General features: G+C 63.5%; 12 protein-coding genes and 1 pseudogene. 12 read left to right on the forward strand and 1 reads right to left on the reverse strand.

What is annotated here, in order from left to right; genetic code table 11:
* Positions 1-15 precede the first annotated feature (15 nt).
* The 7 genes and pseudogenes from AOP73_RS06510 to AOP73_RS06540 form a co-directional block, all read left to right on the forward strand.
* Complete coding sequence (locus tag AOP73_RS06510) at positions 16-1,413, forward strand: aspartate aminotransferase family protein (protein WP_061964026.1); 1,398 nt, start codon at positions 16-18, stop codon at positions 1,411-1,413.
* Positions 1,410-2,768, forward strand: coding sequence for a 4-aminobutyrate--2-oxoglutarate transaminase (gabT, locus tag AOP73_RS06515; RefSeq protein WP_061964028.1), 1,359 nt, complete (start codon positions 1,410-1,412; stop codon positions 2,766-2,768). The genes AOP73_RS06510 and gabT overlap by 4 nt, the downstream gene beginning before the upstream one ends.
* Positions 2,765-4,225: an NAD-dependent succinate-semialdehyde dehydrogenase gene (locus AOP73_RS06520; protein ID WP_061964030.1), complete on the forward strand. Its 1,461-nt coding sequence runs from the start codon at positions 2,765-2,767 to the stop codon at positions 4,223-4,225. Before gabT ends, AOP73_RS06520 begins: the two co-directional genes overlap by 4 nt.
* A 19-nt stretch (positions 4,226-4,244) precedes the next feature.
* A complete protein-coding gene (locus AOP73_RS06525) occupies positions 4,245-5,609 on the forward strand; it encodes an NAD-dependent succinate-semialdehyde dehydrogenase (protein WP_061964032.1) in 1,365 nt (454 codons plus the stop codon).
* A gap of 911 nt (positions 5,610-6,520) precedes the next feature.
* Positions 6,521-11,212 (forward strand): RHS repeat-associated core domain-containing protein, encoded by a 4,692-nt coding sequence (locus AOP73_RS06530; RefSeq protein ID WP_160295443.1) that lies wholly within the window; start codon positions 6,521-6,523, stop codon positions 11,210-11,212.
* Positions 11,209-11,430, forward strand: a complete 222-nt coding sequence (locus AOP73_RS06535) for a DUF2283 domain-containing protein (protein WP_061964036.1) — start codon at positions 11,209-11,211, stop codon at positions 11,428-11,430. Before AOP73_RS06530 ends, AOP73_RS06535 begins: the two co-directional genes overlap by 4 nt.
* A gap of 377 nt (positions 11,431-11,807) precedes the next feature.
* Positions 11,808-12,119: pseudogene (locus AOP73_RS06540) on the forward strand (aldehyde dehydrogenase family protein); the annotation flags it as partial.
* Positions 12,120-12,140: 21 nt separating this feature from the next.
* On the opposite strand, the gene AOP73_RS06545 reads toward AOP73_RS06540, so the two are convergent.
* Positions 12,141-13,430: an ion channel protein gene (locus tag AOP73_RS06545; protein ID WP_061964040.1), complete on the reverse strand. Its 1,290-nt coding sequence runs from the start codon at positions 13,428-13,430 to the stop codon at positions 12,141-12,143.
* Between the two features lie 49 nt (positions 13,431-13,479).
* Here AOP73_RS06545 and prfB point away from each other — a divergent pair, with 49 nt between their 5' ends.
* The 5 genes from prfB to smpB all read left to right on the forward strand — a co-directional run bounded on the left by prfB (position 13,480) and on the right by smpB (position 18,526).
* Entirely contained in the window at positions 13,480-14,586 is a 1,107-nt protein-coding gene (prfB, locus tag AOP73_RS06550; RefSeq protein WP_152650555.1) for a peptide chain release factor 2, read from the forward strand.
* A 411-nt stretch (positions 14,587-14,997) separates the two neighbouring features.
* Positions 14,998-15,690, forward strand: coding sequence for a cell division ATP-binding protein FtsE (gene ftsE / locus AOP73_RS06555; RefSeq protein WP_061964044.1), 693 nt, complete (start codon positions 14,998-15,000; stop codon positions 15,688-15,690).
* Positions 15,687-16,598, forward strand: coding sequence for a permease-like cell division protein FtsX (ftsX, locus tag AOP73_RS06560; protein ID WP_061964046.1), 912 nt, complete (start codon positions 15,687-15,689; stop codon positions 16,596-16,598). The genes ftsE and ftsX overlap by 4 nt, the downstream gene beginning before the upstream one ends.
* Complete coding sequence (locus AOP73_RS06565; RefSeq protein WP_061964048.1) at positions 16,595-17,989, forward strand: M23 family metallopeptidase; 1,395 nt, start codon at positions 16,595-16,597, stop codon at positions 17,987-17,989. The genes ftsX and AOP73_RS06565 overlap by 4 nt, the downstream gene beginning before the upstream one ends.
* 66 nt (positions 17,990-18,055) lie before the next feature.
* The gene (gene smpB / locus AOP73_RS06570) at positions 18,056-18,526 is read left to right on the forward strand and encodes an SsrA-binding protein SmpB (RefSeq protein ID WP_061964050.1); all 471 of its coding nucleotides are present in this window, start codon (positions 18,056-18,058) and stop codon (positions 18,524-18,526) included.
* Positions 18,527-18,534: the final 8 nt, after the last annotated feature.

Genomic DNA, 18,534 nt, shown 5'->3' on the forward strand with positions numbered 1-18,534 from the left:
CTGACGAGGAGAATCATGACCGCAAACCAAGCAACCGACGCCGAGGCTCGAGTCAGGGCGGACGACCGTGCCCACGTGTTTCACTCCTGGAGCGCGCAGGCTCACATCGACCCGCTGCCCGTCGCGGGCGGGCGGGGTGCCGAGTTCTGGGACTACCAGGGCAACCGGTACCTCGACTTCTCATCGCAACTCGTCAATCTGAATCTTGGCCACCAGCAACCCGACCTCGTAGCCGCGATTCAGGAGCAGGCGGGCAGGCTCGCCACCATCCAGCCATCGGTGGCGAACGATGTGCGCGGCGAGCTCGCTCGGCTCATTGTGGGGGTCGCGGGGGAGTCGTTTACCAAGGTGTTCTTCACCAATGGTGGGGCGGACGCGAACGAGAATGCGGTGCGGATGGCGCGTCTTGCGACCGGCAAGCGTAAGGTGCTCGCGGCGTACCGCAGCTATCACGGCAACACGACCACCGCGATGTCGATGACGGGCGACCCGAGGCGCTGGGCAAACGATCCGGGGGACCCATCGGTCGTGCACTTCTTTGGGCCCTATGCGTACCGATCCGCGTTTCACGCGAGTGACGAGGCGCAGGAGGGGGCTCGCGCCCTGGAGCACCTCGAGCAGACCATCATCCTGGAGGGCGCGTCCACCATCGGTGCGATTGTGCTGGAGACGATCGTCGGCACCAACGGCGTGCTCATCCCGCCTCCCGGGTATCTGGCCGGCGTCCGCGCGCTGTGCGACAAGTACAACATCGTCTTCATCGCTGACGAGGTCATGGTGGGCTTTGGTCGCGTGGGCGAGTGGTTCGCGTTCCAGTCGCAGGCCGTTTCACACGACCGCGTGGTGCCTGACCTGATCACGTTCGCCAAGGGCATCAACTCCGGTTACGTCCCGCTGGGTGGCGTGGTCATCAGCGACCGCATCTCACGCTCCTTTGACGACCGCGCGTTCCCCGGCGGCCTGACCTATTCAGGTCACCCGCTGGCCTGCGCGGCGGGCGTCGCGACGTTCGAGGTCTTCGAGCGCGATGGCATCCTGGCTCACGTGAAGGACCTGGGCGAGAGGGTGGTGCGGCCGGTGCTCGAGGGCTGGCTTGAGACCCACCCCTCGGTGGGCGAGATCCGAGGCACGGGACTGTTCTGGGCCGTGGAATTGGTGCGCGATCGGGACACTCGCGAGCCGCTGGTGCCATACAACGCCACCGGCGCCGATGCCGCACCCATGGCCGCCTTCGCTGCGGCCGCTAAGAAGGGTGGGGTTTGGCCCTTCATTCACTTCAACAGGATGCACGTGGCGCCGCCGTTAGTCATCACGGAAGACGAGCTTCGCCGGGGCCTGGACGTGCTAGACGCGGCGCTCGAGGTCGCAGACAATGCGGCACTCGAGGTACCGGGGTTAGGGTCGGAATCATGACCGACACCATGACGTCTGATCCGGTCCTCGGCGGGCCAGGGCTTCCGCAGGAGCGAAGGATGGTGACCGCCATTCCGGGCCCCAAGTCGCGCGAATTGCTGGCGCGCAAGGCAGAGGCGGTCGCCTCGGGCGTCGCCCACACGGTGCCGATCGCCGCTGTTGCCGCCGGTGGTGGCGTGATCGTCGACGCCGACGGGAACTCGCTCATTGACCTGGGCTCCGGCATCGCCGTGACGGGCGTCGGCAACTCCAACCCGCGCGTGGTCGAGGCCGTGACGCGTCAGGCGGCTGCCTTCACCCACACCTGCTTCATGATCTCGCCGTACGAGGGCTACGTCGCCGTTGCGGAGGCGCTCAATCGGCTCACTCCGGGTGATCACGCTAAGAAGTCGGCGCTCTTCAACTCAGGTGCGGAAGCAGTGGAGAACGCCGTCAAGATCGCGCGTAAGTTCACCGGCCGCCAGGCGGTCGTCGCCTTCGACCACGCGTATCACGGCCGAACCAATCTGACGATGGCGCTCACCGCCAAGTCCATGCCCTACAAGAGCGGCTTCGGCCCGTTCGCCGGCGAGGTGTACCGGGCCCCGGTGAGCTATCCCTTCCACGATGGGCTCAGCGGCGCCGAGGCGGCCACGCGCGCCATCTCAGTCATCGACAAGCAGGTGGGAGCGAGCAATCTCGCGGCAGTCATCATTGAGCCGATCCTTGGCGAGGGCGGCTTCATCGTCCCCGCGGATGGCTTCCTGCTCGCCATCAGCGAATGGTGCACCGCCAACGGCGTGGTCTTCATCGCGGACGAGGTGCAGACGGGCTTCGCGCGCACCGGAGCGATGTTCGCGTCCGAGCTGTTCGGAATCGTCCCAGACCTGATCACCACGGCCAAGGGAATTGCGGGCGGTCTACCCCTCGCGGCAGTCACGGGACGCGCGGACATCATGGACGCGCCCCACGTGGGTGGCCTGGGCGGCACGTACGGCGGCAATCCCATCGCGTGTGCCGCGGCGCTCGCCTCCATCGAGGCCTTCGAGCACGACGGGCTGGTGGAGCGTGCGAGCCAGATCGGCGCCAAGCTCGTCGACAGGCTCCAGCAGATCCAGGCGGCCGACTCGCGCCTTGGAGAGGTGCGCGGTCGCGGTGCAATGGTGGCGGCCGAGTTCGTCAGGCCGGGAACGCGGGAGCCCGATGCGGCGCTCGCCGTCGCCGTGGCGAAGGCGTCCATCGCGCAAGGGGTGGTGCTACTCACCTGCGGCACGTACGGCAACGTGGTGCGCTTCCTGCCGCCGCTGTCGATCAGCGACGACTTACTCGACGAGGGCCTCGACGTGGTTGCCGCGGCCTTGAAGGAGATCTCATGATCACTGAACACGACCTATTGGCCTCAGTGCCTAATCAACTGTTCATTGGCGGTCAATGGGTAGACGGCGAAGACAGCGAGACCCTCGACGTGAGCGATCCCGCGACGGGCAAGACACTCCGGACCATCGCATCGGCGCGAGAAGCGGACGGCCTGCGAGCGCTGGGTGCCGCGGCATCGGCGGCAGACGACTGGGCGGCCACGGCGCCGCGTGAGCGCGCCGAACTCTTGCGGTCCGCCTTCGAGCTGGTGCGCGAGCGCACCGACGAGTTCGCGCTGCTCATGACGCTGGAGATGGGCAAGCCGCTCGCGGAGGCGCGCGGAGAAGTGACCTACGGCAACGAGTTCCTCCGATGGTTCTCCGAGGAGGCGGTGAGAGTCACCGGCCGCTATGGGCTCAACCCCGAGGGCACCGGCCGCATGGTGGTCTCGCAACGCCCCGTGGGGCCGTGCTTCCTCATCACGCCCTGGAACTTCCCGCTCGCGATGGCGACGCGCAAGATTGCCCCCGCGCTCGCGGCCGGATGCACCGTGGTAGTCAAGCCGGCGGAACTGACCCCATTGACGACGCTGTACTTCGCCAAGGTGCTGCAGGAAGTGGGCGTGCCGGACGGCGTCGTCAACGTCATCACTACCCACCACTCGCGAGAGGTCTCCGGCCCCATCATCGCGGACCCGCGGCTGCGCAAACTCAGCTTCACCGGTTCCACCGAGGTGGGCCGCAAACTCATCTCGCAGGCGTCGGAGCGCGTGTTGCGCGTGTCCATGGAGCTCGGCGGGAATGCCCCATTCGTAGTCTTCGAGGACGCGGACCTGGACGCCGCGGTCGAGGGCGCCATGGCCGCGAAGTTCCGCAACATCGGCCAGGCCTGCACGGCCGCCAACCGCTTCATCGTGCACGAGTCCGTCGCGGAGGAATTCACCAAGCGGGTCACTGAGCGAGTTTCCGCCATGAAGGTGGGCCGGGGCACCGAGGACGGCGTGAACATCGGCCCGCTGATCAACGACTCCGCCGTCGAGACCTCGGCCAACCTGATCGCCGATGCGGTCGCCAAGGGCGCGCGCGTCACGACCGGCGGGGAGGCCATCGACGGTCCGGGCACCTTCTTCGCGCCCACCGTGGTGGCGAATGTGCAGCCGGGCAGCGAGATACTCACGTCAGAAATCTTTGGGCCGGTGCTCGCGGTCGCCACCTTCACCGATGAAGCCGAGGCGGTGGCGCTGGCGAACGACACCGAGTTCGGCCTCGTCTCTTACGTCTATACCAGGGACCTTGCCCGCGGGCACCGCATGATCGATCTCATGGAGACCGGCATGATGGGCCTCAATGCTGGAGTGGTGTCGAATGCCGCGGCGCCCTTTGGAGGCGTCAAGTTGTCCGGCCTCGGTCGTGAGGGCGGCCTTGAAGGTATTCACGAATATCTGTCCACCAAGTACACGCTGATCCCCGCGAATTAGCGCGCAATAGAGGAGAGTCATGAGCAGCTACGCAGTTACCAACCCGTCGACCGGCGAGGTCCACGCCGAATACCCGGAGGCCACGGATGCGGAGATTGAGGCCGCGATCGCGTCCGCCCACTCCGCACACCGCACCTGGTCGCGTCAGACCTCTCCCGAGGAACGGGCCGCCATGGTGCGCAAGGTGGCCGAGCTGCACCGCGAGCGCAAGGACGACCTGGCCGCGATCATCGTGCGCGAAATGGGCAAGCCGCTGTCCCACGCGACCGGAGAGGTGGAGTTCGCGGCTGACATCACGGAGTTCTACGCGGACAACTGGGACAAGTTCACGGGTGCCACCCCGTTGGAGATTCTGGGGGAGGGCACTGCGGTCATCCAGCGCTCGTCAATAGGCCCACTGCTGGGAATCATGCCCTGGAACTTCCCCTATTACCAGGTGGCACGCTTCGCGGCCCCCAACATCGTGCTGGGAAACACCATCATCCTGAAGCACGCCCCGCAGTGCCCCGAGTCCTCGGCGGCCATCGCCCAGATGTACGCGGACGCCGGCTTCCCCGAGGGTGCCTACGTCAACGTGTACGCCTCCAATGAACAAGCGGCCACCATCATTGCTGACCGCCGCGTGCAGGGCGTGTCGGTGACCGGCTCCGAGCGTGCCGGGTCCGCCGTCGCCGCACTGGCGGGAGCGAATCTCAAGAAGGTCGCGCTCGAGCTGGGCGGCTCGGACCCGTTCATCGTGCTGTCGACCGAGGGCCTGGGCTCGGTGGTTGACCAGGCCGTCGAGGCGCGCCTCGACAACTCCGGACAATCCTGCAACGCGCCCAAGAGGTTCATTGTCGCCGAGGACATCTACGACGCTTTTGTGGAAAAGTTCACCGAGGCGATGAAGAGCGCCACCATGGGCGACGGCTTTGACGACTGCACCATCGGCCCGCTGTCCTCGCTACTCGCGGCGGAGCGCCTGGAGGAGCAGGTGAACAATGCCGTCGCGCAGGGCGCCACCTTGGCCCTGGGCGGGACCCGCGATGGAGCCTTCTATGCGCCCACCGTGCTCACCGATGTCACTCCTGAGATGGACGTGTACCGGCAGGAGTTGTTCGGTCCTGCCTCGGTCATCTACAAGGTTGCCGGGGAGCGGGAGGCGGTCGACCTCGCCAATGCCACCGACTACGGGCTGGGCAGTTACGTGTACACCACGGACCCCGCCCAGGCTTCGCGTGTAGCCGATGCCATTGAGGCCGGCATGGTCTACATCAACTGCGTGCTCGCGGACAGCCCAGAGTTGCCCTTTGGCGGCGTGAAGCGGTCGGGGACCTCGCGTGAAATGGGTCTGTTGGCCGCGGACGAGTTTGTGAACAAGAAACTCATTCGCACCGCACCGTGACAGGAGTTGCCCTGCGCCAGTAAGGCTCGCGGGTCAGGCCTTGCGCGCAATAGCAGCGAGGTGGCGCAGTCCATCTCGAAACGGGCGCAGGTGAGATCGCCGTCCTGGGGCGGCGGGTTTTAGGGCGGTCGGGGTTTCGGTGATGCACAATTGGTGGTGTTGGGCGTGGGTGAGCATGTGGGTTGCGAACTCCATGCCGGTGCTCCAGGTGGGCAGGTCCATCATTGAGCTGCGTGTGAAGGACCGCAGACCACAGTGGATGTCCCGACAGGTGTACGTGCTGCGATGCGCGTGAGGGCGGAGAGTGCCTGGTTGCCGGCGTAGTTGACGCTGCTCATGGAGTTTCGGCTGGGGCGAGGTGACAGGCGGTTTCCGATGACGATGTCGTGGGTGCGTGCGACTGCTATGGGGTCGTAGAACGCGTCGAGGTTGGTGAGGTCGTAGGTGCCGTCGGAGTCCCCGGCGCTGATGTCTCTGGTTTGGCTGGACGTGACATTTCATCGGCAGTCTTGGGTGGTTACGAGTACTACCAGCAAGAAGGATCCTTTCAGCCGCTGTGCTCCCCTATCACCACCGATAGTTCGGGTGCGGACCTCGCGGGGGCTTTATGCGCGGAAAGTGACGCGGGAATGGGCTGGACGGAGCTCACTTGGCCATCGAACGACCCAAATCCCGAAGGGACGGTGCGCTTTTCGGCTGACGTCACAGAAACGGTCCAAGCAGCGGCTAGTGGACAGGGCCCCACCGGACCAGTCGCAGGTTTTGCTCTTGGGCACGACGGAAACGAGGTTCGTGTAACCGATCCCGACTTACGTCTGGTGTACGACGGCTACCCCGTGCCACGTCCACTGACCCTTGAGCAGACGTTTGGTTGCACGTGTTGGGCTGGAACGTCGACAACAAATCAGGCTTTGGCTGCCGACCCGGTGAACACTGCTACGGGTGCGTTGATGGAAATATTTGGTGACGTGTCGCTCGCGGGTTTGGGCCAGTCCATCAATTTGACCCGCACTTACAACTCGATGGATACGTCATCGGGGCCGTTTGGTCCGGGCTGGTCCTACGCGTACGGCGCAACGCTGATACAGAACGAGGCCGGCGAGTTTGTGTTCAGTGACGGTTCTGGTACTCAAACACGTTTCGGTGCACTTCTGGGTGGAGGGTATGCGCCCATCGATGCGGCGGTGTCCGCGGACCTGTCTGACGGGCCGAACGGCACGAGGGTGATGCGTAACTTGTCGGGCGACACCATGACGTTTGATGCCACCGGTGCGTTGATCGCTACTGCCGATGAGCGTGGTCAGGGTCTGACTATGGGTTACACCGCAGACCAGCTCACCACCATCACAGATGAGTTGGGGCAGTCCTTAACGTTCGTATGGGATGCGGGCGCGGGAGACGATGCACGTATCTCTTCTGCGACCACGTCTGATGGCAGAGCGGTGGGCTACACCTACGCGAGCACTGCCGGTGCGAAGCGCCTCACGGGAGTGACCGCCGTTGACGGGACGGCCACTACTTACGACTATGCGTCCACCGGTGGAATCTCCGCGATTACAGACCCGCTCGGCCACGTCAGCGCACGCAACAAGTATGACGCCGCTGGCCGCATCACAAGCCAACGTGACGAGAGAGGAGCGAAGACCACTTTCGGGTGGGATGAGTCCACTCAGACTGCCACCATTACTGACCCGACGGGCAAGGTGCGCACAGATGTATACGTTGGTCTTAACCTCGTCCAGCAGATTGACGGCAATGGCCAGGTCGTCGAGCAACTCTACGATGGCGACAACAACCAAGCAGCGGTTGTTGATGCCGCTGGCAAACTATTCCGAAATAACTATGACGAGCGCGACCGCCTGGTGAAACGGATCGCCCCGGCGCCCTTGAACTACACGGAGGAGTGGACTTACGACGAAGAGGACCGTGTCACAAGCCACACCGATGCCGACGGGTACACCACCACGTACACGTACAACGCCGCAGGACTGGTGACCTCGGTCGACAACCCTGATGGTGGAAGTTCTGCCTACACCTACACCGATGGCACAGGTGCCGCACCCGCAAATCTGCTCGCGAGCACCACGGACCCGTTGGGTCGCACCACCACGTTCACCTACGACGCTGCCGGTGACATGGTCTCAACCACCAGCCCGGGCGGGCGTACGTCCACGTCCACTTATGACAATGCACACCGGGTGACCTCGACGACGAGTCCCTCGGGAGCAGTCTCGAGTTACTCGTATGACGTCGCAGGACGATTGCTCACCGCGACTGACCCCGCTGGGGCGACCACCACAAACACGTACGACGCGGCTGGTGGACTGATCCAGACGACCGATGCACTGGGGCGTCCCACCAAGTTCAACTACGACGCTGCAGACCGGCTGATCCGCACCCGAGACGCCGAGCACTTCATCACTCGGACCTCCTACGACAGGGCAGGTCGCGTCGCGACCACCACCGACGAGCTCGGTGCAGTCACCACGTATGAGTATGACGACGCCGGTCGACTCACCACCACCACGGATGCCCTGGGACACACCACCACGACGGCTTACGACGTGCTCGGTCAGGTCACATCCGTGACTGACGCCGGCGGCGGTGTCACGTCCTACACGTATGACGCCATTGGCCAGGTGACGTCGATGACCGATCCTGATGGGGTGACACAGACCACCACGTATGACCGGCGTGGACACGTCGCACAGGTGACGGATGGTATGGGAGGGTTCCAGCAGACCTTCTATGACTCCATGGGACGCCCCGAGGCTACCGAGGACTCCGATGGCGTGTATGGCGGCTACTCCTACGACTTGGCGGGGCAACTCATCGAGCAAACCAAGCCGCGCGCCACATCCAACTACGTCGCTGGTTACTACGAGGACCGCACAACATATACCTACGACGCGGATGGTCTGCTGACCTCGACGGTTGAACCACGGGGCAACGTGCCAGGCGCCGACCCCTCACAGTTCACCTCGACGGCGACCTATGACGCCGATGGTCGCGCCGTGACCTCCACGGACCCCTTGGGACGAACCACCACAACCGAGTATGACGTGGCCGGTCGCCCGGTGGCGCTCACGGACCCCGATGGCAGTGTGACGAGCCGTGCCTACAACGAACTGGGGTTGCTCGCATGGGTGCGCTCACCGGGTTCAGGGGTAACCCGCTATGTTTATGACAGGGTCGGCAACGTCCGCACGCGCGTGGATTCCAAGTCACGCCACACCACATACACCTATGACGGTGCAGGAAACGTCCTGACCGAGACCGACCCGCTTGGGCGCGTGACGTCCATGTCATATGACGTTGTCGGTAACGTGACAGATGTGGTGAAACCCTCGGGCACAGCAACGGTCGAAGATGCGACCGACGGACTCGTGTCGTTTGAATACGACGAGCTGAACCGTCCCGTCGCGACGACGTTCTCCGACGCGACCCCTGGTTTCACCTATGACTACACCCCTGCGGGCCGTGTGGACACTGCGGCCCGGGTCCAAGGATCCGGTGTCATCGCGTCGAGTGTGTTCACGTATGACGGTGCTGGTCGGGTGGTGGCCGCAGTGAACACGGGTGGTGTTGATTCGGATGCGAATTATTCGTATTCGTCGGCGGGTAGGTTGTCGGGGGCGGCGTTCTCGACTGGAATGTCGGCCTCTTATGACTACAACGCGGTGGGTGAACTCACGAAGGTCACGTCGTCGGGTGTGGGTGCTGTGCCCGTGGTTGTTTACGCGTATGACCCTTCGGGGCGCGTCAAGACGGTGACTCGTCAAGGAGCGAGCCCGTTGGTGACGAGCGTGGGTTACGACGTTGCCGGGCAGCTTGAACCTCTCCAGCATGCGTCTGGTGGCACGGTTCTTGAGGGCTTTGATGTGACCCGTGACCTGGTGGGTAATCCGACCCAGGTGACGACCACGAAGGGTGCGACTGAGTCGACGGCGTTGTATGCGTATGACCCGGCGAACAGGCTCAAGTATGAGTGCTACCCGACCGCGGGTAACTCATGCACGGGAAAGTCACCCAGGAACACGTACACGTATGACACGGTCGGTAACCGCACCGGTGTGACTAGTCGCACCGTGGTGGGCACTACCGCTACGACGGTAGTGACGACCTCTGTTTTTGATGCCGGTGACCAGCTGCTCACTCAAAGTGTTGATGGCGCCCCAGCAGTAACGAATACGTGGACACCGAACGGTGAACTCGCGTCGTCGACCACTACGGCGGGCACGCAGTCGTATGACACTGACCTGTCTGGTGAACTGGTCTCGAGCACGCTGGTGGATGGCACTGTCGTGGGGTATACCCATGACACGGCCGGTAATCGCACCTCACGCACTGTGAACGGAAGCTTGGATGTGTCGTGGGTGTGGGACACCATATCCGCACTACCGACCCGTGTGGGTCAATACGACAACACCGGTGCGTTGGAGACGGCATGGTTGCCTGACCCGACCTCCGCCACTGGATCTGCCCTGGCACACACCAGTAGTGGTGTCAGTGATTGGTTGTTGTCTGACCCGTTCGCGAACACTGTTGCGTCGGTCTCCACGACTGGCACCGCGTTGTCGGGAACACGCACCACAGACGCGTTTGGTGTGAACCTGAATGCACCCACCGGCACCATGGCCGACAGTCAGCTTGGCTTTGCTGGCCAATACCTCGACAGTGTGACCGGGTTGTATGACATGCGCGCCCGCGACTACCAGCCATCGACCGGTGCCTTCACCGCCAACGACCCCGTCGATGTGGCCACAGGAACCCCATTCTTCGCGGGCTACTCATACGCACATAGCAACTCGTTGATGTTCACCGACGCGAACGGTCTCGAGGCACGCGCTTGGGGTGACGAGCGGATCTCAGGCATCCCGGAAAACAGTTCCCGCACGCTACGTTCGCTCACCACGATCAAACAACTCAACCGACAGCAAGCCAATGCACCATCGCAATTAGAGGCATTCCTCACACCCGATGGGTCGACCGTCAAGGCGGGTGGTTTGGGACTATTGAACTTCGGAGGCGGTGCGCTTAACGGCGCGATCTCGTTGATGAATGGCGCCACCATGACTCCTCAACGTTACGCCGTCGAATGTGCAACTGGGATGAGTTTTGACATCCCTTCTGTCGGTATCGCAGGGGACTACAACACACAGAAGTACTCCAGTTGGTCTGGGAGCAGTACCTTTTTCGTAGCTAGTTTAATTGCACCCGGCGCGGCAGCCGAAGCCTTCGTTACACGAGCGCCGAGCGCGATAGTTTCACAGCTCGGAACGGGAGCGGCCGGACCTGTCGCTGCAAGGTTTATAGTCAACTCTGCTGGTGAAGCGACCATGTACTTGCGCGCCGGCCCTTCTTCACTCGAAGTGTCGGAACATGCTGCATTGCGCATGACACAGCGAGGAATTTCCATTGAAGCGGCCGAGTCCGCGTTGGCTCACCAGCCGTTCTCCTATTTCCACCAAGGCACTTGGAAAACGGGCTTCTATGACCCGGCTACTCAAGTTTTTCTAGGTTCCGTGCGCGGAAAGTTAACCACAGTCATAAAAGGGGCCAGCTCCAAGTACATCGACAACTTGAAGGTAGCAAAACCATGAAAATCAGTTACGATGCTGACGTCGACGCGGCGTATATCTACCTCGCCTCAGAGATTGACTCCGGGAGCGTGAGCAGAACCGTTCCCGTTGATCCCCAGGAGATCGATGGGATGATCAACCTCGACTTTGACGCAGAAGGTTTACTCGTTGGCATCGAGGTCCTCGAGGCAAGTCGGTTCCTAAGTCCGTTCCTCCTACGACCGGAGCAGCCAAAGTGACCCGATAAGTGCTGTATAAATTTGCCAAACTAGGTCAACCGACTGGGAGCGAAAAGACCCGGACATTACATGGCCATCCGACCAACGGTAAACCGCTCGATGGTAAACTCACCCGTCGTCAGTTGGCCAAGTGGACTGGGTCATTACCGTTTGCTGTTCGAATCCCGCAGCAAACTTTGTAAGTACCTTCCAGGGCCGCACCTTTATTAGCGCTCTCAGACCCGACGGGTCTGCCGCACGGGACTGCCGCACCGATTGGTGACAATTCACTTGGCTAGCTTTTCGGGTTTGGCTTGGAAGAATGTTGCTGCGCCCAGTTCCTATCACTTTGAGTTCCGTGGGGACGCCGTGCCGGTCTCACTGATGTGACGCTCTAGATGGACCTGTGCCGCCAGGAGCTGTTTGGGCCGGCCTCGACGATCTACAAGGTGACTAGCGAGCAGGAGGCCGTGGACCTCGCCAACGCTACCGACTACGGGCTGGGCAGCTACGTGTACACCACGGACCCCGACCAGGCCACGCGAGTTGCGGAGTCTATTGACGCGGGCATGGTCTATATCAACTGCGTGCTCGCAGACAGTCCCTAGCTGCCCTTTGGCGGGGTCAAGCGGTCCGGCACCTCGCGGGAGATGGGGCTGTTGGCGGCGGACGAGTTCGTGAACAAGAAGCTCATTCGCACCGCTGCGTAGCTGGGAGGGAGGGGCCCGCGGCTAGAAGAGCGGGTCGGCCTTCTCCGCCTCGAGCTCCTTCTCATCGTGAACGATCATCTCCGGGGCTGACGTGACCAGGAGCCATACCGGCAACACGACGATGCACATGATGGAAATGATCGACACGTCGCCGGCAATGGCGGTCGCCAAGAATAGGGCGAGCCAGCCGTCGCGCCCAACAGCGAGTACTACGCCCAGGACTCCGCATGCCAACGACAGGGCGAGTGGAACGCCGGGAAACAGCGAGTGGACAGTGAGACCAATGGCGACGCCGATGAAGAGTGAGGGGAAGATGCGGCCGCCACGGAACCCCGCAGCGGCGGCGACAACCAGTGCCGCCACCTTGATCGCAGCAACGCCGATGAGCGCCCATGCGCTCATGGAGTCCGCCTGTCCGATCAGCTCGGCGGTTTGGTCGCTTCCTTTGAAGAGGGTGATGGGACCACCGATCGCTCCCAGGATCCCTAGGATGACGCCTCCGGCGGTCACGTAGAGCAGCGGGTTCTTCAGGGTGCGGAAGAGGCGCCAAAGTCGAGGCATGGCCCACGCGGCCGCGATACCGACGAGCGCCGCGACCAGCGCGATAGGGATGGCGGGCAGGACGTGCCACCACTCGGGCCCTGCGTAGGTGGGGACTAATCCGCCACCCGCGATCGAGATGCCAAGCTCGTCCGCGACTAGCGCGGCCGTTCCCGCGGCGGCGACGGGGCCAAAGAGCCTGTCCCACAGCAGCCCGCCCTTCTTGGCGGCGGCCACGGTCTCGGTGAGGAGCAGGGCGGCGGCGACGGGCGTGCCGAACATCGCGCCGAGCATTCCGGCGGCGGCCATCATCAGTACATAGGCCGGAGGAACGCGCGGGGCGAACTTGCGGCACAGCGCGACTGCGAGGGCGACGGCGATCGCGATGATGGGACTCTCGGGGCCCAGGCTGACGCCCCCGGCCAGGCCCAGGATCAGCGCGGCGGCGACCCCAGGGAGCGCGCTAAGTTTCAGGACGGGCGCGATCAACTCGGTAGTCGCGGAGTCGTGTCCACCATGGCCGGGAGCGAACTTGATGATCGCGCCGACCGCGACGCCCGTCACGGACAGCACGCCGATGATCCACCACGCAGCGTCGGGTGCCGCGCCCAGCGCATCGGGCAGCGACTCCCAAATAGCGTGCTCGATGACCTCCGCGAAGGTGTCGATCGCCCACAGCAACACCGCAGACAGGATGCCGATCACGATAGCCGGGATAGCAAGACGCATGAGCTGACGGTGCATTCGCTTCTCGGCTACTTCGCTACTCATGCGTCGAGCATACGGGCACTGCCTCGCGCTCGGACTAGAATGGCTCGTTGTGGCTGCCATCGACTTTCCTGCTGAAATCTCCGCGCTGCGCGCGACGTTCGCGCAGATCGAGGCCGTCTCCAACCCGGATGCACTGCGCGAGAAGGTCGCCGACCTCTCGCAACAGGCCACCGCGCCGGACCTGTGGGACGACCAGGACAATGCTCAGGCCGTGACCAGCGCGCTCAGCAACGCGCAGGGTGAGTTGGACCGGCTCGCTTCCTTCACGCAGCGCATCGACGACCTCGAGGTGCTGGTGGAGATGGGCACGGAGGGCGACGACGCCGACACCCTCACCGAGGCGGAGGGTGAACTCGCCACCCTCAAGAAGGACCTCACTGCGATGGAGGTGCGCACCCTGATGACGGGGGAGTGGGACGAGCGCAACGCCGTCGTCACTATCCGCGCGGGTGCAGGCGGAGTGGATGCCGCCGACTTCGCCGCGATGCTGCTGCGCATGTACCTGCGGTGGGCCGAGCGCCACGAATTTGCCACCAAGGTGATGGACACGTCCTACGCCGAAGAGGCCGGACTCAAGTCCGCGACCTTCGAGGTCAGCGCCCCTTACGCCTTTGGCAACCTGTCCGTCGAGGCCGGCACGCACCGCCTGGTGCGCATTAGTCCGTTCGACAACCAGGGCCGCCGCCAGACCTCCTTCGCCGCCGTCGAGGTCATCCCCCTGATCGAGGGCACCGACCACATCGAGATTCCGGACACAGACATCAAGGTGGACGTGTTCCGCTCGTCCGGCCCCGGCGGCCAGTCCGTCAACACCACCGACTCCGCCGTGCGCATCACTCACCTTCCTACTGGCACCGTGGTGTCCATGCAGGACGAGAAGAGCCAGATCCAGAACCGTGCCGCCGCGATGCGCGTGCTGCAGTCCCGCTTGCTGCTGCTCAAGAAGCAGGAGGAGGCCGCGCAGAAGAAGGAGCTCGCGGGCGACATCAAGGCGTCCTGGGGCGACCAGATGCGCTCCTACGTCCTGCACCCGTACCAAATGGTCAAGGACCTGCGCACGGAGCACGAGTCGGGCAACACCACCGGAGTGTTCGACGGCGACATCGACGCCTTCATCGACGCCGGCATTCGCTGGCGCCGCGGCCAGGACGACTAGGTCCCCGCATACCGCTCCCCGCGCGCGGCACCAGGCTCCCGGCTCCTGGCCTCTCTGGACTCCGGGGCTTCCCCACGATGCACCGAGCCAATCAATACTGAAGCGCCCTGCGTGCCGTCGTGAAGGACGTCCTGCCACTTGCCCCTTCTCTACGGGACGTAGTGCCCTTCGCGAAGGACGAGGTGGATGCGGTCCTTCACGACGGAACGCGCGGAAGCGGGTTGCCCACGGAAGACTGGTGAGCGCGACAGGGAAAGCCGGCCCCGGCATCGTCTGCCTGAACGCGTTTCCGAACGGGAAACGAGCGTGTGACGACCCCCACACGACACGCATCGGCGCGCCTTCCCGAGCGCCTCGAGGGGCTTGCTTACGATGCCGGTGGCACGAGTCCTTCCCCTCGCGCCCGGAAACATGATTCGACTAGATAACGTAAGCAAGGTTTACACCCGTGGTGCGCGTCCTGCCCTCGATGGCGTGGACGTCGAAATCGAGCGTGGAGACTTTGTCTTCCTGGTGGGTTCGTCCGGCTCCGGCAAGTCGACGTTCCTCAAGTTGGTGCTGCGCGAGGAGCGACCCACGTCCGGCAATGTGTACGTCGCGGGACGCCACCTGAACAAGTTGTCGAGCTGGCGCGTGCCTCACCTGCGCCGCGAAATTGGCGCCGTGTTCCAGGACTTCCGCCTGCTGCCCAACAAGACCGTGTTTCAAAACGTGGCGTTCGCGCTACAGGTGATCGGCAAGAACCGCGCCACCATCAACTCCTCTGTCCCGGAGATGCTCGAACTGGTGGGCCTGGCCGGCAAGGAGAAGCGCCTGCCCCATGAGCTCTCCGGTGGTGAACAGCAGCGCGTCGCGATCGCGCGCGCGTTCGTCAACCACCCGCCCATCCTGTTGTGCGACGAGCCCACGGGAAACCTGGACCCCGGCACGTCAGTGGGCATCATGCGCCTGCTGGACCGCATCAACCGCACCGGTACCACCGTCCTGATGGCGACCCACGATGACGAGATCGTGGACCAGATGCGCAAGCGCGTGATCGAGCTCAAGGGCGGACACGTGGTACGTGACCAGGACCGCGGTGTGTACGGATTGGAGCGCGCGTGAGGCTCCGATTTATCTTTGGTGAGGTCTGGAATGGACTGCGCCGCAACTCCACGATGGCGCTGTCCGTCATCCTGGTCACCTTTGTGTCGCTCACCTTTGTGGGCTCCGCCGCGCTCATCCAGGTGCAGCTGGGCCAGCTGCAGGACGACTGGTACGGCAAGGTCGAGGTGTCGATCTTCCTGTGTCCGGAGAACGCGCGCACCGAGCAGTGCGCCGCCGGTCCCGTCACCACCGTGCAGGAGGACTCCATCAAGGAAGTGCTCGACAACGGCGCCGTGGGCGACCTGGTGCAGAGCGTCTACTACGAGTCGCGCGAAGAGGCCTACGAGAAGTTCATTGCGCAAGACTCCGACGGCGTCTTCTCCTCGCTCACCGCGGACCAGATGCAGCCCATTTTCCGCGTCAAGCTCGCGGACCCCGAACAGTTCCAGGTAGTAGCCGATGCCACGGCCGGGTTACCCGGCGTAGAAACAGTGCAGGACCAACGGGAAATCTTCTCCGATCTTTTCCGCTTCATGGACGCCGCGACGCTCGTGACGGCCGGGCTCGCCATCGTGATGCTGGTGGCCGCCATTCTGCTGATCACGACCACCGTCAGGCTGAGCGCGTTGAGCCGGCGCAAGGAGACCAACATCATGCGGATGGTAGGTTCCTCGCGCTCGCTCATCCAGTTGCCGTTCATGCTCGAGGGCGCGGTGGCCGCGACTGCCGGTGCCGTGCTCGCCGTCGTCACCCTTTGGTTTGGCGTGCGCTACCTGGTGGAGGACTGGCTCAAGCAGTCGGTTGACTGGGTCCAATACGTGGGCGGTGATGATGTCCTGAACGTGGCGCCGTGGCTGCTCGTGATCGCCATCGGGCTCGCGGCTGTCGCCTCGTTTATCACGCTCGGAAAGTACACGCGCGCATGATCATCTCCCGCAGAATTATCGCCCTGGCCGCAGCCATCGTGCTGGTGCTGCTGGTGTCTGGCTACGCCTTCTCCACCGCCATCGCGTCACCCAACGAGGTCCGCACGGAGACCGACTGGGACAAGGAGATCGACAAGAAGAACGACGAAGCTGCGGCCGCCAAGAAGCGTCAGGAACAGCTGGAATCCGCGCTCGAGGACACGGACGCCAGCATCATCGAGGCGAACGACAAACTGACCGAACTCAACGAGCAGCTACCTCCGCTTCAGCAGGAACTCAAGGAGGCGCAGGACCGGGTCGATTCGGCGATCGTTCAGCAGGGCATCGTCGCTGACAAACTCGACGCTGCGGAGGCGCAGGACGAGGCTCTGACCAAGGAGATCGACAGCGACAACGAGAAGGTCGCCGCCCTCCAGGACACCGTCGCAGCGCTAGCCCGCGAGTCCTACAAGGGCGCCGGTCAGGAAGACAGCCTGTCGGTGGTGTTTGGCGCCAAGACCTCCTCCGAGTTTGTGAACGACTTCACCGTGCAGCACTCGTTGTCGCGAGTCGAGTCCAACGCGCTGGGCGAGGTCGAGGAGATCGCCGCCATTAACCGCAACCGCGGCACGCGCCAGGTGGCCGTGCGCGACTACATCAGCGACCTCAAGATCCAGGCAGACGAGCTGGTCGTCATCGCCGACGCCGCTCGCGACGAGGCCCAGCGCAAGAAGGACGCTGTCGACGCGCTGCTCGACCAGGTGCAGAAGCAGAAGGACCTCCTCGAGACCAAGCGCCAGCAGTTCATCGCGGACCAGAAGAAGCAGGAGGCCATCGAGGCCGCGGCCAAGGCCGAGGTCAAGGACCTCGCGGCCAAGAAGGTGGCCGCGGAGAAGAAGGCCCGCGAGGAGGCCGCTCGCAAGAAGGCGCTAGCCGAGAAGAAGAGCCAGGAAGAGGCCGAGGCCGCTGCCAAGGCAGCCGGCGAGCAGGGCGTCGTGGGGTCCGGGTTCCTCAAGTTCCCCACTAAAGTCCCGTACATTACGTCGAACTACGGGATGCGCTACCACCCGATTTTCCACTACACGCGTCTGCACTCGGGTACGGACTTCCGGGCGTACTGCGGATCTCCCATCTACGCAGCGGCGGATGGCAAGGTGCTGTGGGCGGAGTACCGCCCCCACTACGGCAACCAGGTCATGATCGACCACGGCATCGTCAACGGTAACTCCGTGATGTCCGACTACAACCACTTCTCCGGCTTCGCGGTCAGCACTGGGCAGCAAGTTAAGGTCGGCCAGTTGCTTGGTTACTCCGGCACGACCGGCGACTCCACCGCCTGCCACCTGCACTTTGAGGTCTACGTCAATGGCTCCTGGGTTGATCCGATGAGCCTGCTGGGGTCCATACCCTGACAGAAGGGCATACACTCGTAGGTCGCACCGCAAGCCATGCGTCGTTACGAGTCGAGGAGGTGAGTCATGGCCGAGGAAAAGATCAACGTCGTCGCAACGAACCGCGTCGCGCGCCACGACTACTTCATTGACCAGACCTTTGAGGCCGGGTTGATGCTCACGGGCACCGAAGTCAAGTCGCTGCGTGCGGGCCGAGCCACCATCGGCGACGGCTATGTCGCGATCGACAACGGCGAGGCCTGGCTCGAGAACGTCTACATCTCCGAGTATGCGCAGGGCACGTGGACCAATCACGCGGCCAAGCGTCGGCGCAAGCTTCTGCTCCATGGCGCTCAGATTCACGAGTTGGCGATTAAGACCCGTGAGAAGGGTTTTTCCATCATCCCGCTGAAGCTCTACTTCGTGAAGGGCCGCGCCAAAATCGAAATCGGCATCGGCCGCGGTAAGAAGTTGCATGACAAGCGCCAGACGCTGCGCGAGCAGCAGGACAACCGTGAGGCCCAGCGGGCGATGAGCCTGCGCAAGCAAGGCCACTAACCACGGCA

This window comes from Demequina aurantiaca (assembly GCF_000975135.1).
Taxonomy (GTDB): domain Bacteria; phylum Actinomycetota; class Actinomycetes; order Actinomycetales; family Demequinaceae; genus Demequina; species Demequina aurantiaca.

What these genes read in the sequence shown, in the direction of transcription:
- AOP73_RS06510 (WP_061964026.1), top strand. Translation starts at nt 16, where the DNA reads ATGACCGCAAACCAAGCAACCGACGCCGAGGCTCGAGTCAGGGCGGAC.
- gabT (WP_061964028.1), top strand. Translation starts at nt 1,410, where the DNA reads ATGACCGACACCATGACGTCTGATCCGGTCCTCGGCGGGCCAGGGCTT.
- AOP73_RS06520 (WP_061964030.1), top strand. Translation starts at nt 2,765, where the DNA reads ATGATCACTGAACACGACCTATTGGCCTCAGTGCCTAATCAACTGTTC.
- AOP73_RS06525 (WP_061964032.1), top strand. Translation starts at nt 4,245, where the DNA reads ATGAGCAGCTACGCAGTTACCAACCCGTCGACCGGCGAGGTCCACGCC.
- AOP73_RS06535 (WP_061964036.1), top strand. Translation starts at nt 11,209, where the DNA reads ATGAAAATCAGTTACGATGCTGACGTCGACGCGGCGTATATCTACCTC.
- AOP73_RS06545 (WP_061964040.1), bottom strand. Translation starts at nt 13,430, where the DNA reads ATGAGTAGCGAAGTAGCCGAGAAGCGAATGCACCGTCAGCTCATGCGT.
- ftsE (WP_061964044.1), top strand. Translation starts at nt 14,998, where the DNA reads ATGATTCGACTAGATAACGTAAGCAAGGTTTACACCCGTGGTGCGCGT.
- AOP73_RS06565 (WP_061964048.1), top strand. Translation starts at nt 16,595, where the DNA reads ATGATCATCTCCCGCAGAATTATCGCCCTGGCCGCAGCCATCGTGCTG.
- smpB (WP_061964050.1), top strand. Translation starts at nt 18,056, where the DNA reads ATGGCCGAGGAAAAGATCAACGTCGTCGCAACGAACCGCGTCGCGCGC.